Below are 14,698 nucleotides of genomic sequence, written 5' to 3'. Positions count from 1 at the left end.
TCAAAAAGTTACATTTTACATTTAGAAAGGAAGTTCATGTCACTTGTTTAATGAAGGTATTTGGATCTTATTTGCGATCATTAATTTTATCATTGTTCTTCTATTTTATAAAGGATTTGGCAAGATGGGGCTTTTCGTATGGATTGGTTTTGCAACAGTTGCTGCCAATTTACAAGTGGTCAAAACCGTTGAATTATTTGGCTTAACGGCAACACTTGGCAACATTTTATACGGCAGTGTGTTCTTTGCAACGGACGTCCTAAATGAAAAATATGGACAAACCGAAGCGAAAAAAGCTGTCTGGATTGGCTTTGCCACCCTTTTAACATTAACTGTTGTCATGCAGGAGGCTTTGCTTTTCCATCCCGCTCCATCTGACATTTCCCAATCATCATTAGAAACGATATTCGGCTTTATGCCAAGGGTCGCTCTTGGTAGTCTTGCTGCTTATATCATCAGTCAAATGTTAGATGTTTATGTATATTCGTTTATTCGCCGGATATTTCCTTCAGATGGTGCGCTCTGGCTGCGAAATGCGGGGAGTACAATGATTAGCCAGCTGCTTGATACACTCGTTTTCACAACCATTGCCTTTCTTGGGACCTACCCATTCCATATATGGATCGAAATTTTCATCACGACTTATGTGATTAAATTTATCGTCGCTGCCATTGGCACACCTTATGCCTATGCGGCGAAAAAAATGGTTCCAATTGATGAAAGGGGGAAATAAATTGCCAGCTGAAATATATATTGACGGTGCTAGTGCCGGAAACCCAGGTCCATCTGGCATCGGCATATTCTTAAAATATGACGGAAAAGCTGAGTCTTTCTCCATTCCTCTTGGCATCATGAGCAATCATGAAGCAGAGTTTTCCGCGCTCATTGAAGGCATGAAAATTTGCGTAGAAAAAGGATTACGGACCGTTTCATTCCGCACTGATTCACAAGTAGTGGATCGTGCAGCCAATGCAGGATTTGCTAAAAATCCATCTTTTCGTCATTTCATCGAAGAAATGCTGCAGCTTCAAAGCGAATTTGATTTATTTTTTATTAAGTGGATTCCGAGCAAGGAAAATCAAGTGGCTGATCAGCTCGCTAGAAAAGCGATTCACCTTTCAAAAGGATGAATCGCTTTTCTTTTGGTTATGCTAATGTGTGAGGTGATACGAATTGGATAAAGAGAACAGAGGCCGTGTCACAAACGGAACGACTCCTCAAGGTGATGCGCAAACAAAAGATAAACAGCCAATATCGCAATTAGAAAATAAGGCGAAAAAAAGCAACACAAAGGGCTAATACATGTAGCCCTTTGTTTCTTTTCTGCGTAAGAACAACCTTAACTGATTCCTAATTGACTTAAGCGGTTAACCATTGGTTCGATCCCTTTAATTTGATGCAAGCGAAGCATTGCCGCTGCCCGCTCTGGGTCCATTTTTATTTTTGTTTCGTCAATCGGACAGCTGAGTGGTACATCACATTTAATTTCTGCCAGTATACGAGAAAGTTTCAGATCTTCTAATCCTGCTTGCATTTTCTTTTGCTGAGCTGCCGTTAATGCATGAACATTTTCTAACAGTCGATCAATCGTTTCATACGTTTGAATAAATTTCAATGCTGTTTTTTCGCCGATTCCTTTTACACCAGGGTAATTATCGCTAGTATCACCCATCAGCGCTTTCATATCAATCAGCGCCTTTGGAGATATGCCCATTTCCTCTTCAAAAATGGCTTTTGTATAATGCTTATAATTCCCGATGCCTTTTTGCATTAAAGCCACGGTCACTTGTTCATTCAAGATCTGGAGCAAATCTTTATCTCCTGTTAAGACGGTCACATGTGCTTCGTTTTGATAGATTGATGCAAGCGTTCCAATACAATCATCTGCTTCGAAACCTGTCACACCAATGTTCATGATCCCCAGTTCTTCTGTCGCCTCTTTTGCTAAATCAAACTGCGGGATAAGCTCAACAGGCGCCTCGCCTCGATTGGCTTTATAATCTTGAAACAATTCGTTCCGGTATGTCTGGCTCCCCATATCCCAGCAGCATACGATATGAGTCGGCTCAAATGTTTGGACAGCTGTTAACAAATGCTTCAAATAACCATTCACTCCATTTGTCGGCACACCACGATCATTTATCATAAAATTGCGATGGACAGCCGTCGCATAAAACGACCTAAAAAGAAGGGCCATTCCATCTACAAGTAATACGTGTTTATTCATTCATCTAAACTCCCTTTTTATAAACAATACTCCTATTCTATCATAGAACATCGAAACGAACATAAAAAAGGCGCCTTCTTCTTTTTGATAAAGAAGAGGCAGCCCGATTACTTTTTACCATATTGCATTTTTTTCGTTTCCGCTTCTGCGTAGGATGGCATGTCTTTTTCCTTTGGCATGCGCTCCTCCTGCTGCTTTACGTTTTGCTTTTTTGCCATGATCATTCCCCTTTCTGGTTCATTTGTTAAGATGACCAAAAATGAGAAAGTTACTCTTTACTTCTGTTTACGCTGGGTGTATTCTTCCACCATCTCAATCGTGACATGTTTACGAAGCGGAACAATTCCGCCTCGGGCAAGCTCATTCATTTTAGACGTAATGGCATTGATCTCATCTGTTGAAAATGGTTCATTGTGTTCACATTTTTTCACAGCCGATTCAATCGCCTGCTCTCTTTTTTGTTCAAGTGCAAGAAAAGATTGGATGTGGGCATGTTGTTTCTGTGAATGTGCAGAAATTTCTTCGTGTACGCTCGTCATCGTCTATCAACTGCTTTCTTTTTTATATAGTCTATCATGAATCATCTCGTTTTCAACTGGTTCTTCCATTCATTTGTTTGTTCATAAACTTGTTCAATGACCGCCTGTTTTTCAGCATCTGTTGTAAGGCTCGTCATAAATGTCTGTTTTTGCTCATTGAGCTGTTGGAGAGCATCTTGTGCGTACCTTTCCGTATAGGTCTTCACTAGCTTTTCATATCTGCTCAGCAACTCTTCTTTTTCGTTATCTGCCCAACGTGTTGTCATTTGATGTAGAACATCTCGAATGGCTTCAATAAACGTAGCCTTTTCATTTTGTTCAAAGAAGGCTTTCGCTGATTTTTGTTTCTTTAAAAGCGGCTCAAATGGTGTAATCTCTGCTTCGACTTCAATTTGTTTTAGCTCAGCATTTTTCTCCTCAGGGGCTGACAGGCTAAGAGAAAAGTAAGGATCTTCCGCACATGCAGCCTGCATCCCTTTTTCCCACTCCTCCTGGAAATAATGGTGGATAAACGATTCCATTCGGATATCAAGTGCCTTGAGCTCCTGCACAAATTCAAATTCATACTCCTTTAACGCTTTCTCAAGTGCCTTTTTTAACTGCTGACCAAAATTTCCTTGAGATATGCCAGGATAAAAAGCCGACTTTAACAGATCATTCGCAAATAATGAAAGCCGCTGTACAATATGATAGAGCTGTTCATGCACGTCTTTTTTTACGCTTTCAGTCACAAGCTTAGACCGTTTAACATCTTGCATTTTTTCGAGAATGGCTTCATAGGATGTCTTGATGTTTTTCTTTTCAGCTTCTTTCTCATCTTCTGATTGATGCAAGGTCGCACGTAGTCTATCGACCGTTGTACATAATGTACTAGCCTCAAAATGCAAAAGTTCAATGGCATCTTTCGTTAATTCTTCCTCGATAAAATAGTCGAGCTGTTTTCTCAGTGTTGCATATTGATTATAAGATGTCGGCTCTTTCCCTTCGATCTCTTCCTTACTAGACACATGATGCAGGTTTGGATTGCGGATGCCTTCTTTTGTGAGCTCGCTTCGTACATAGTCAAATACGGTTTCAAGCTCTGCTTGATCCTTAGCCAAATCAGCTGCATTGATGATAAAGAACATTTTATCCATGCTAAAGGAATCTTTTACGAGTCCAAGCTTCCGTAAAAATGAGCGATCAGCTTTTGAGAAAGAGTGCTGATAATACGTTAAATAAAGAAGGGCGTCTGCATCTTTCATATACTGGAAGGCGATCTCTGTATGACGCTTATTCATACTGCTTGCACCTGGTGTATCGACAATCGTCAGCCCTTTATCTGTCAGAGGTGTGCTTAAATACACCGTCACTTCCTTCACCACACAAGAAACAGATTCTTTCGCTACATAAGGCTTTAATTCTTGAAGTGTGACATGTAAATTGGTTTGGTTGTCAATGTCATCATGAAACTTGGCATAGGCTTGTAGGAAATGTTCTACAATGATTCGGTGATCCTGTTCGAGCTGCCGTTTTTTCAGTACTCTTTCCAGCTTTGCCTTAAACGAATCTCCTTTTTCTGTTGCGATCGAAAATCCAAGAATCTGATCGAGTTCCTCTAGAATGTCCTGCTTGGTTTTAAACACCACTTTGACACTTTCATGAGGATGATCTTCCGTAGGTCGTGTCAGTTTGTTAATTGTCGCAGTTGTTGGCGTAGGTGATGATGGTAACACCTTCCGTCCAACAAGCGCATTGGCAAAAGAAGATTTTCCAGAACTAAAAGCGCCAAATAAAGCGAGTGTAAATTCTTTTGCCTGCAGCCGTTCTGTTCGTTTTTCAAAGGAATCTCTTTGAGACTTTAGAATATCTAAAGGCGATAAAATGCGGGAAAGCTCTTTAAATTGTGCAATTGATTGTGCTGTTGTTAAATGCTGTGATTGGCGGTATTGATCGCGCTCTATCCGTTCAGTTGCTTGATCGCTCTCTTCAACATGAATTGATGCGCGATTCTTCTCCAGCTGGTCGTGCTGCATCCATTGCTTTTTCGCATAAAACCAGTCGCCTGGGATATGATCATCCGTTCCGTTTTGCCAAATATCCCATAAATGCTGAATATCTAGTCTTATTTTTTCATTTTTTTCGTTGTACCCCTCAAGCCTCTGAAGCTCTTGTTTCGCTTGTTTCCATTTTTCCTCTTGCTTCTCTTGTTCATTCTTGAGCTGGTCTTTCAAGGTCTCAATCATCTGTTCAATCAATTGAAGCGCTTGCTGTTTTGCCTGTCTTTTCAATGCTTCACCAGCATCTTTCGCATATTGAAGAACATATTCGTTAGAAAAAGTTGCCCCTTGGTGAATGACCTTTTCAAGCAAGGATTCTTCAACAGGTGTGTCAAATGCCATGGCTTTGTCTAATAACGCTTCCCCAAGCTGATGCTGTTTTATTTCTTTTTTAAGGAGCTCGGCAATGTGCCAGTCAACTTCCGCTTTCATTCTCTTTTTTACATCTGCTAAGAAATCACTTGCCCGCTTTTCCTTTTCCTGCTCGGTTTTATTTTTGGCAAAAAGTAAACCCACTTTAAAGCCAGGTGCTTTCGATTCGATATAGTCACTTGCAAGCTCTCGCATCTTAAATGGCGTGAGGTTTGCATTTTTTAAGATGTTCTCTACTTCAGAAGACACTTTATCTTCTACCTGCTTTGCACCATTTTCAATAAATCGGCGTTTCTCTTCTAGTTCTTTCACTTCATTCCTTTTTTCTCGAAGCTGATTATCAAGGTCCTCTTCATGCAGTTCTTCTTTTAACGAGTCTATATGTTCTTTTAAAACATGTTCGATTTTCTGCTCTGTATAGGCTCGAAGTGATGCTTTAGGCATGGTTTGTAATTCTTGTAGCTTCTTCACTAAACGGATCATTTCGTTTTTTGGGTGTGCCTCATCCGTCACAGAAGTAAAATATAGATGTTCTTCTTCAATGCCTTCTTTTAAAAGCATCTCAACGACTTGTTTTTTGTAGTTTTCAAAAGTTGTCTCTTGTTCATCATGCCGATCCACTTGATTGACGATGAAATAAAGATTAGGCACTTTCTCTTTAATCGAGCGAATGAAGCGAATGTTTTCTTCAGAATGGACATGGTTATAATGAACGACATAAAAAAGAGCATCCGCTTGATGAAGAATCGAAGCAGCGGATAAAAAGTGCGCATGATCCGTTGAATCAATTCCCGGCGTATCAATGAGTGCCACTTTTTCTTCAAGTCCACTATAATCACCGCTAATTTCCACCATCTCAATTTGTTCCCCATCTTTACAAAAACGCTGCACCGCTTCTTTATCATAAGAACCGCTCATTTTTGCAAAGCGTCCATCAGACGTATGGAGCTGAACTTCACTGACCCCTTTCCTGACAACAACCAAGTTTGCACTCGTTGGAATTGGGCTTGTGGGCAGGATGTGATCATGAAGAAGATGATTCACTAGTGATGACTTACCAGCAGAATAGTGGCCGGTAAATGCGATATATACTTCTTCTTCAGCTTCCTTTTTCATAATAGATGCAAGTTTGGCTGCGCGCTCGTGATCATCCCTTTTCAGAAGGCTTTGATATAAAGCACCTGTAGTTTGAACGAGCGAATCTCGAATAGACAAGTCTTTCATGACGATAAACCCCTTTGTTTTTAGAAAAGTCAGTTATGTATGTGTACCATTTTACACAAAATAAAGAGATTTTTCTTCTGATCTGAGGAAATAAAAAAAATCTGCTGCCCGATCAGTCACAATGGACTGCAATCAGGAAGCAGATTTTTTTGAAACACCTTTTAATACGAAGCCAATCAATAAGCTGTATACACAGACCGTACCGAGTAAGAAAATCATTGTCATGTGATCACCGTCCATCCTTCATGATTGAGAATGTTTATCATTAATGAAAGTGTAGCACAATTGATAATGATTTTCAATATTAATTTAGTAAATATTGATTCAGCGCTTTTTCTTCTGTTTGTATTCTGACCATCATCATCCATCCATTTAAACACGTAAACAAAATGGCAGTAATAAATGCGTTAAATAGCAGCGGAATGAACATCAGTTCAATCGCCACCACCACATAGTTAGGATGCTTTAACCAGCGATACGGCCCCTTTTTCACAATCATCGCATTTGGAACGACTAAGATTTTTGTATTCCAATACGTCCCAAGTGAACATAGTGCCCAGTACCGAATCACCTGGGTAGCAAGAAGGAACACAAGCAGCAATAGGAAAAAACGAGACGGTTGACGATGCAGCAGCCATGTCTCTCCAATAAGCGAGAGGAAAAAAGCTGCATGCATAGCGACCATATAAGGATAATGGCTTGCACCAAATTCAATTGCTCCGATCGCCTTCACCTTCTTTTCATTTCTTTTCGCCACAAGCACTTCAATGAGGCGCTGACAAATGAAAATGCCAATCACTATCCAGAAAATCATCACGAGAGCCCCTCCCATTTCATGAGCAATAATTCTGACGAAAAGCCTGGACCAAGTGCTCCGCAAAGCCCCACCTGTCCTGCATCTAGTGACTGATGTTCAAGAAAATGCTTTATCACATATAAAACGGTGGCAGAGGACATGTTTCCATGCTGTTTCAGAACCTCTTTTGAAGAAAATAGCTGATGATCTTGTAAAGATAGGCTTTCAAGATAGGCATCAATCACTTTTTTTCCTCCAGGGTGAGCAAGAAAAACGGATACATCCTCTGTTGAAAACCCTAGCTGATGTAAAAATTGATCCACTTGCTCTTTTAACCAGCCAGAAATGATGGACGGAATGTCACGTGAGAAGATGACCCGAAATCCGTCGGCGGTAAAATCCCATCCCATCACATCCTCAGAATCTTTCATGGTCACTGACTGCGTGCCAAGCACTTTAGGAACCGTTTTTAACCGCGTATACTTAGAGGCGGCCTTTTCTCCAGTTAAAAGAACGGCCGCAGTCCCGTCACCGAACAGCGAGGTTCCAATTAAATTGCTTTTTGATTGATCTTGCGGCTGAAAAGTGAGGCTGCAAAGCTCGCAGGCAACAACGAGCACTTTCGCTTCTGGATACGCCCTGATGTATTCATAAGCTCGGGATAAGCCTGCCGCCCCGCCCCGCAGCCTAACCCCCAAATCGGCACTCGTTTCGTATAAGGAGAAAATGGAAGAACATTCATCAGCTTTGCATCAAGACTTGGCGTTGATAACCCTGTACTGGAGATGAAAAACAAAGCATCAATCTCATCAAAAGGAACTGGCTTTGTAAGGAACGCTGTTTCATGCAGACAGTGAAAAACGGCTTCTTTCGCATGTGCCAATGCTTTTTCGATATAGAGGTTGTTTTTCTCTTCAAAAGAATGATGTTCTTGATACCAATCAATAGGCTGTACAAACTGCCTGCTCTCTATTTCGCCATTATTAAAAGCTTTTAATAGCCGATCAATATCTTTAAACGATCGTTTAAATTGAGACCTTGCAAATTGAGCAGCTGCTTGCTGATCCACATGATGTTTTGGCAGACTTGTTCCAACTGAAAGAATGTATGCCATCGGCTTCACCTCTTTTTTCGGTTAATATCCCCAATCAAAAAAAGGATATACATGCCAAAACGACACAATTCAGTCAAAATATTTTCCTCCGTCTAACTTTTTGTCTTGACGACAATTGATAAATATTGGATAATATAGGTGAAAACATGATGTAGTTTTCCTCCTTCACAGGTTCGTTCCAAGCCAAGCGAACCTGCTTTTTTTATGCAATTTAAGTTCAAAAATAATGTTGATTTAATGAAAAATAAAAGAACTCCGTTAATTGGGAGTTCCTCTGTGAATGACCTCTCTTAAGAACATCTAAAGAGCAAACCCTCACCTAAATCTTTTCAAGGATTGACTTAATAAAATCAGTTTTTTCATGTGCGTATTTGTGTTTGTCATTTCCATGTAAACTTGATAATTTAAGTTTAAGCTGTTGGTACTCACTTCTAGCTTGCTCATTATTTCTCAAGTAATCTCTGAAATTTAACTGTTCAAGTAAATACTTATTATGTCTTTGGTACATATGGATTTGATGTGTTCGTGGTTCTCCTTTATTAAAGTAGTGTCTTTCGGGTAATACGTTTGTTCCTTTATATGAGTAACCGAGTCCTTCCAACGCTATTACACATTTTTCTCCATCAAAAAAATGTTCTATTTCAATTGCAATATCAATAATTGGCTTAGCGCTTAAACCTTTTACTGCCGTACTTCCAATATGATGTACATTGATTGTGTATTGACCAATATCAGCTATTATCTGGCGCTTTTCTTTTTCATATTCGTTTTTCCACTCCATAGACCAAGGTACTAAAAAAACTTCCCCTCTTGGTAATCCTAACATTTACTTATCCCACCTTTTAACACCCATTTGGAGAATGTTAATAAACCAACTTTATCATAAGTCCCATATGGAGAGAGCAGACAGATTTCAATAATCATCCTATTCGTTTAGATCTATTTCTTGGTTGATGTCATTCAATACGATTCTTAACAATTCACTCTCATCTTAGTTTTATATCTAAAGAACAAACATCCCTTCAACATTTTGTACGGTAAGAGCTTTTCTCTATGTATTTCGCGATTGATAGCCTCTATCTCCAATATCCACATGAGCATCCTTTTTTTCAATGAAATCGTCATTTTACAACACTTTCATACGGAATCTACTTTCACTTCGCATTAATGGTTAAATCTGTTGCTATCTTAGCGTATAAATATCAACGTTTCGATCATATTCAGAATTATTTCATTTAAACATGGATGGATCACCTTTTTTCTGATCAACACAAATAAATAACCATAAAATGCTAATTTATTTGATGATTATATATAAAAAGGTGTTTTTTTCCTGTATACTTAATCAATATGAACACCATGAAAAACAGTGAAAAAAGACAGAATCTACTACATGATTCGGCACAAAATTTAATTGACTGGAGTGATTGTCATGAAAAAGGTGTCCAAAAAACAAACACCCTACAACACGATATTTCTCTCGAAGATAATTGGTTTAGTGCTTCTTACACTGTTTCTCTTTTTTATCTGGGATATGTCTAAACCCCATTTGCAGGCGACAAATGGGCAAGCAAAAATTGTTACTAGCAGTGACTTCCGAGACACAAGTATCAGTCTGAAAGCAAAAGATCAGTCTACAAGAACATTGGATCAACAATTTAAGACCAATCCAAACCAACAGACAACGAATAAAACGGTCTTTTTAACATTTGATGATGGCCCTTCTGCTACATCAAATCAGCTGTTAAATGTCTTAAAAGCACATCAAGTGAAGGCGACATTCTTCATGCTTGGACCGCAAATCCAAGCTCACCAAGCAGCTGTGAAAAGACTTTATCAAGAAGGACATCAATTAGGGCTTCATGGCATGACGCATGATATAAACCGCTTTTATCAAAACAGTGAGTCTCCCGCAAATGAAATGAGAGAAGCTCAGCTCATTCTTGCTTCTGTTACAGGCGTTTACACCCGTCTTGTGAGAACACCTTATGGCAGTGTTCCAAATTTAACATATGATCAAAAAGTACGCTTAAACCAATATGGCTTTATTTACTGGGATTGGACGATTGATAGCCTTGACTGGAGATATAAAAACTCACAATATGTTCAAGAGGTATTGGATCAACTGCAAATGTTCGAGAAAAATAAACCATTTGAACCAAAAGTGATTTTAATGCATGATCAACCCTCTACCACGAACTATTTAGATAGCCTGATTACACAACTAAAAGCAAGGGCTATACATTTGCAGTCATTAACGAAACAATGCCACCGGTACAACATTAATAACACTAATCACAACAAGCCCGTATCCAAAGGATGCGGGCTTTCAGCTCTCCAAGAGAAGTGATCACATAACAGATTGCTTAGGTTCTTCCATTAGCTCCTGCTCTGTTTCTTTTTTAAAAGGAATCATGTGATAAATAATATGAAGCAAAATAGCGGTAAAGCTTCCGGCGACAATTCCGTTACTTGTTAACAATTTAATCGATTCTGGCAAATGCTCAAACATTTGCGGCACAACCGTTACTCCGAGCCCGATGCCAACTGAGCATGCGACAATGAGTAAGTTTTCCTGTTTGGCAAAATCGACGCGTGAGAGCATTTTAATCCCATACGCAATGACCATGCCAAACATGGCGACCATTGCACCGCCTAGAACGGATTTTGGAATAATCGTTGTAAATGCCGCGATTTTAGGAAAAAGGCCAAATACCATTAATAATACACCTGTCACCACAATGACCTGATTTTTCTTCACACCTGTTAATTGGATCAATCCAACGTTTTGGGAGTAGGCTGTGTATGGAAAAGCGTTGAAGATACCGCCTAATAAAACGGCAATTCCCTCTGCACGATATCCCTTTGCTAAATCCTTCTCTTTTAATGAACGATTCGTTAAATCTCCGAGCGCAAAGTATACACCCGTTGATTCGACTAATGACACAATGGCAACTAATGTCATTGTCATGATTGGTGCAAATTCAAAAGTAGGCAGCCCAAAGTAAAAAGGCTCAATGATGCGGAAAACTTGTGCATTCGCCACTTCTGCCGTCTCCACCTTCCCTAAGAAAGCAGCAACTGCTGTCCCAAGTAGAATGCCGATTAAGATGGCAATGGCTTTCATGAATCCCTTTGTAAATCGATAGAGAAGGACAATGATAAACAATACAAGAAAAGCAAGTCCAAGATTCTCAAAAGAACCATAGTCTGCACTTCCTTCACCACCTGCCATATTGTTCATGGCGACCGGAATTAAGGTAATTCCAATGATCGTGACGACGGAACCTGTGACAACGGGCGGGAAAAATTTCACAAGCTTCCCAAAGAAAAATGAAAGAGCAATGACAATACACCCTGCGGCGATAATACTTCCATATATAGACGAAATTCCATATTTAGATCCAATCGCAATCATAGGAGATACCGCAGTAAATGTACAGCCTAGTACAACAGGCAAACCGATGCCAAAAAAGCGGTTTTTCCATACTTGAAGCAGTGTGGCGGCACCGCACATGAAAATATCTGCCGAAATTAAGTACGTCAGCTGGGCTGGCGTGAGCCCAAGCGCATCTCCAACAATGAGCGGGACAAGAACCGCACCTGCATACATCGCCAGTACATGCTGTATCCCTAGCGAAAGGGTTTTGGCTTTTTTAGCGGCACTCATGATTGTACCTCGCGTACAAACGTGACTTTTCCTTCCTCGAGCGATTCGATACGTGCGAGTGACTCGACTCTATAGCCCATTTGCACAAGTTCTTTTCTTCCAGGCTGGAATGATTTCTCGATAACAATTCCAAAACCAGCTACTTTTGCTTTCGCTTGCTTTGCGATTGCAGCTAGTCCCTTAGCGGCTTCTCCATTTGCTAAAAAGTCGTCGATAATTAACACACAATCATCCTCACTAAGGTGCGTGTTAGAGACAGCAATCGTACTTTCTACTTTTTTGGTAAAAGAATACACACTTGCTGTCAAAAGGTTATCCGTTAAAGTCAGTGATTGCCGCTTTCGGGCAAAAACAACTGGCACATGAAGGGCAAGTCCAGCCATGACAGCAGGTGCAATACCAGAAGATTCGATTGTGATAATTTTAGTAATTCCATCATGCTTAAATAATCTAGCAAACTCTTGACCGATCTCATGCATTAACACAGGGTCAATTTGATGATTTAAAAAAGCATCTACCTTTAGCACTTGATTTGACAGAACGATTCCTTCGTTCTCGATCTTTTGACGTAACAATTCCATCATTCTTCCTCCCAGCATATTAGCAACTTTCATTTTTTTGCATAAAAAAAGCATTGCTGTCCATTAAGGAGCAAGCAATGCGAAAACGATCCACGGGATCTTCAGCTCATACAAAAGCTGTTTCATTTTGCTCACTCATAGTCGGACGGTATCGGTGTCCGGTAGAAACTTGCGTGCCATTATCACGCGATTATATGAGTGTTATAGTGTTCAAATTATAACAAGATTTCAGACGCTTGGAAAGCACTTTTCTAGAAAAATACCGAACTTAAATAATCATTAAGCTTTAAACGTTCGTTTTTAGAATATTCAACCAGCAAAAAAGCACCCTTCTGATTAAAGGGTGCCTCAGATTGTTGACAAAGGGCTAAAATGAACTTGATTTTAGCCCTTTGTCTTCTTTTCAGCGTGATAGAAAACCTTTGCAGTCTAGGAAGGGCGAGCACCGGAGCAGAGCGAATTTAACATTCGTGAGCACCCACAGACCCTGACAACGAATGCGAGGGTTTGTCTACACGCTGAAGCACCCTTCTGATCAAAGGGTGCCTTTCATTTATGATAAATATAGTTTCGTGTACTTATCTGTTAAATAATCAATTAAGTATTGAACATTTAATTCTTCACCAGTTGCGTCTTGAATGATTTCAGATGGCTTTTTCCGTTTTCCATGCTGATGGACATGTTCAGTTAGCCATTCTTTTATCGGTGCAAAAGACCCATTTTGAATCAGTTCATCAAAATTCGGTAAATCTTTGATCATTTGCTGCTTTAATTGCGCCGCATACATATAACCAAGTGCATATGAAGGGAAATAACCAAAACTACCATCAGACCAGTGAACATCCTGCAAAATACCAAGCGCATCGTTAGGCGGCGTAATGCCAAGATATGCTTTATATTTTTCATTCCATAACGCCGGCAGATCTTCAACGGCTACTTCTTCATTGAAAATGGCTTTTTCAATTTCATAGCGAATAATAATGTGAAGTGGATACGTGAGTTCATCTGCTTCAATTCGAATGTAAGTCGGCTTCGATTCATTCACCGCATGAACAAATTCTTCTAAAGTGACATCTTTAAATTGTTCAGGAGATGCCTCTTGCAGCTTTTGATAATACGTTTTCCAGAAATCTTCATGTCTGCCGATAAAGTTCTCAAAGAAAAGAGACTGTGATTCATGAATACCCATTGATGTGCCGTCACATAAGAGCGTTCCGCTCAGTGCCTCATCAATATTTTGTTCATAAATGGCATGGCCGCATTCATGAATGGTGCCAAAGATCGCCATGCGAAAATCGTACTCATCATAACGCGTCGTCACACGTACATCCCCTCTGCTTAATGTCACAGCAAATGGATGAACCGTTGTATCAAGTCGTCCTGCGTCAAAGTCATACCCTAACTCTTTTAAGAAAAAGAGACTCAGCTCTTTTTGTTTGTCGATCGGGAAGCTTTTCGATAAAAACGAAGTATCCGGTTTATTTGGCGAAGCTTCAATTTTTTTCACGAGAGGAACGATGGCGTCTCGAAGTGCACCGAATTTTTGATCGAGTTGTTCAACCGTCATATCCGGCTCATAATTATTGAGCAGCACATCATATGGTGTTTTTTTCACGCCCCAGTATTGAATGAAACGCTTGTTAAAATCAATCAGCTGTTTTAAATAGGGTGCAAAGAGTGAAAAATCTGATTTCTCCCTTGCTTCTACCCAAACATGTTCTGCTTTTGATTGTAGAATGGAGTATTCTTTAAATTCTTCTTTTGGAATTTTGCTGTTTTCATCATATTCTTTTTGCGATAATTCGAGTGCCTTCTGCGTGTCTTTTGAAAGCTTTTCTTTCTCTTTATTTAATGCATCAAGAAGATTTCTCATTTCATCAGAAGTCTTCATATTAAAGATATCGCTGGATAATTGACCGATGGTTTCTGCTCTGAAATCAGCACTTTTTTTAGGCGCTTGTGTTCGAGAGTCCCAATAAAGTAAATGAAGCGCCTCTGTATAATGGGCGATTTTTCCTAGTAATTGATAAAACGCTTTCTCTTTTGATTCAAGACTCATGCGTTCGTTCCCCCAATCAATAAAATATGTATGTACGTTTCAAGGCTACTTCAATAAATGTTCTTTTGTCAATGAAA

General features: G+C 39.7%; 12 protein-coding genes, 2 pseudogenes and 1 riboswitch. Of the genes and pseudogenes, 4 read left to right on the top strand and 10 right to left on the bottom strand.

Annotated features, from left to right (window positions below; all coding sequences use genetic code 11):
• Positions 1 to 43 precede the first annotated feature (43 nt).
• From KFQ09_RS18800 to KFQ09_RS18790, 3 genes are read left to right on the top strand one after another with little or no spacing between them, the layout of a single operon-like run.
• On the top strand, positions 44 to 733 hold the full coding sequence (locus KFQ09_RS18800; protein WP_007500834.1) for a queuosine precursor transporter: 690 nt from the start codon (positions 44 to 46) through the stop codon (positions 731 to 733).
• 1 nt (position 734) lies between these two features.
• Positions 735 to 1,130, top strand: a complete 396-nt coding sequence (locus tag KFQ09_RS18795) for a reverse transcriptase-like protein (RefSeq protein ID WP_017359712.1) — start codon at positions 735 to 737, stop codon at positions 1,128 to 1,130.
• 43 nt (positions 1,131 to 1,173) lie between these two features.
• On the top strand, positions 1,174 to 1,299 hold the full coding sequence (locus KFQ09_RS18790; RefSeq protein WP_008346357.1) for a hypothetical protein: 126 nt from the start codon (positions 1,174 to 1,176) through the stop codon (positions 1,297 to 1,299).
• Between the two features lie 40 nt (positions 1,300 to 1,339).
• On the opposite strand, the gene KFQ09_RS18785 is transcribed toward KFQ09_RS18790, so the two are convergent.
• The 7 genes and pseudogenes from KFQ09_RS18785 to KFQ09_RS18755 form a co-directional block, all read right to left on the bottom strand.
• Positions 1,340 to 2,227 (bottom strand): 5'-3' exonuclease, encoded by an 888-nt coding sequence (locus KFQ09_RS18785; RefSeq protein WP_074041985.1) that lies wholly within the window; start codon positions 2,225 to 2,227, stop codon positions 1,340 to 1,342.
• A 275-nt stretch (positions 2,228 to 2,502) separates the two neighbouring features.
• Complete coding sequence (locus KFQ09_RS18780; protein WP_008346351.1) at positions 2,503 to 2,766, bottom strand: YpbS family protein; 264 nt, start codon at positions 2,764 to 2,766, stop codon at positions 2,503 to 2,505.
• A gap of 41 nt (positions 2,767 to 2,807) precedes the next feature.
• On the bottom strand, positions 2,808 to 6,401 hold the full coding sequence (locus KFQ09_RS18775; RefSeq protein WP_255835875.1) for a dynamin GTPase: 3,594 nt from the start codon (positions 6,399 to 6,401) through the stop codon (positions 2,808 to 2,810).
• 132 nt (positions 6,402 to 6,533) lie between these two features.
• Positions 6,534 to 6,620: a Fur-regulated basic protein FbpC gene (locus tag KFQ09_RS18770; protein ID WP_223251174.1), complete on the bottom strand. Its 87-nt coding sequence runs from the start codon at positions 6,618 to 6,620 to the stop codon at positions 6,534 to 6,536.
• 85 nt (positions 6,621 to 6,705) lie between these two features.
• Positions 6,706 to 7,215, bottom strand: coding sequence for an isoprenylcysteine carboxyl methyltransferase family protein (locus KFQ09_RS18765; protein ID WP_017359716.1), 510 nt, complete (start codon positions 7,213 to 7,215; stop codon positions 6,706 to 6,708).
• Positions 7,215 to 8,311 (bottom strand): annotated as a pseudogene (locus KFQ09_RS18760) (type III polyketide synthase). The gene KFQ09_RS18765 and the pseudogene KFQ09_RS18760 overlap by 1 nt, the downstream one beginning before the upstream one ends.
• Positions 8,312 to 8,630: 319 nt before the next feature.
• Complete coding sequence (locus KFQ09_RS18755) at positions 8,631 to 9,137, bottom strand: GrpB family protein (protein WP_046343818.1); 507 nt, start codon at positions 9,135 to 9,137, stop codon at positions 8,631 to 8,633.
• 606 nt (positions 9,138 to 9,743) lie between these two features.
• Here KFQ09_RS18755 and KFQ09_RS18750 point away from each other — a divergent pair.
• A pseudogene (locus KFQ09_RS18750) lies at positions 9,744 to 10,597 on the top strand (polysaccharide deacetylase family protein).
• Positions 10,598 to 10,661: 64 nt separating this feature from the next.
• Here the strand turns inward: KFQ09_RS18750 and pbuX are convergent.
• From pbuX to KFQ09_RS18735, 3 genes are all read right to left on the bottom strand, one after another.
• Complete coding sequence (pbuX, locus tag KFQ09_RS18745) at positions 10,662 to 11,981, bottom strand: xanthine permease PbuX (RefSeq protein WP_007500846.1); 1,320 nt, start codon at positions 11,979 to 11,981, stop codon at positions 10,662 to 10,664.
• Complete coding sequence (gene xpt, locus KFQ09_RS18740) at positions 11,978 to 12,562, bottom strand: xanthine phosphoribosyltransferase (RefSeq protein ID WP_008346333.1); 585 nt, start codon at positions 12,560 to 12,562, stop codon at positions 11,978 to 11,980. The genes pbuX and xpt overlap by 4 nt, the downstream gene beginning before the upstream one ends.
• Before the next feature lie 118 nt (positions 12,563 to 12,680).
• Positions 12,681 to 12,780, bottom strand: a riboswitch (purine riboswitch).
• Positions 12,781 to 13,115: 335 nt separating this feature from the next.
• Positions 13,116 to 14,621, bottom strand: a complete 1,506-nt coding sequence (locus KFQ09_RS18735) for a carboxypeptidase M32 (protein WP_129548351.1) — start codon at positions 14,619 to 14,621, stop codon at positions 13,116 to 13,118.
• Positions 14,622 to 14,698 lie beyond the last annotated feature (77 nt).

The sequence above is a fragment of the Bacillus sp. FS02 genome (genome assembly GCF_024398395.1).
Taxonomy (GTDB): domain Bacteria; phylum Bacillota; class Bacilli; order Bacillales; family Bacillaceae; genus Bacillus; species Bacillus altitudinis.
The sequence above is the reverse complement of the archived record's forward strand: the minus strand, read 5'-3'. Positions and strand labels throughout refer to the sequence as shown.